This is a genomic window from Shewanella sp. 10N.286.51.B8, from assembly GCF_041469325.1.
In the GTDB taxonomy this organism is placed as follows: domain Bacteria; phylum Pseudomonadota; class Gammaproteobacteria; order Enterobacterales; family Shewanellaceae; genus Shewanella.
The window spans coordinates 49016-49329 of sequence record NZ_JBFRKG010000037.1; the positions used below are offsets into that span (position 1 = coordinate 49016).

The following is a 314-nucleotide window of genomic DNA, read 5'->3' on the forward strand; positions in this document are numbered from 1 at the left end:
GCTAGCATGGTATTCAATACAGTTTCAGCCGATAAACCTGAAACGACATTAGAAGCAACTGGCGCAACTGAAGCTGTAACGGCTCCAGCGGCAGGCAGTTTAGAGTTCATGTAAGATACGATTTCGCCAAGAGTACGACACTCAGCTAAATCTTCAGGGTTAAGTTCAGGTAAGCCTGGTAGCTCATCCTGTACAGTGCCTAAAATCTCAACACGTTTGATTGAATCAATACCTAAATCCGCTTCCATATCCATGCTAAGTTCTAGCATTTCAGTTGGGTAACCGGTTTTTTCAGCAACCACTGCTAGCATGGT

At 44.3% G+C, this 314-nt stretch carries 1 protein-coding gene; it reads right to left on the bottom strand.

Going from position 1 to position 314, the window contains the following annotated elements; all coding sequences use genetic code 11:
• Positions 1–314, bottom strand: a 314-nt coding sequence (locus AB4160_RS14850; RefSeq protein ID WP_372005306.1) for a phosphopantetheine-binding protein, incomplete at both ends; no start/stop codon positions are given.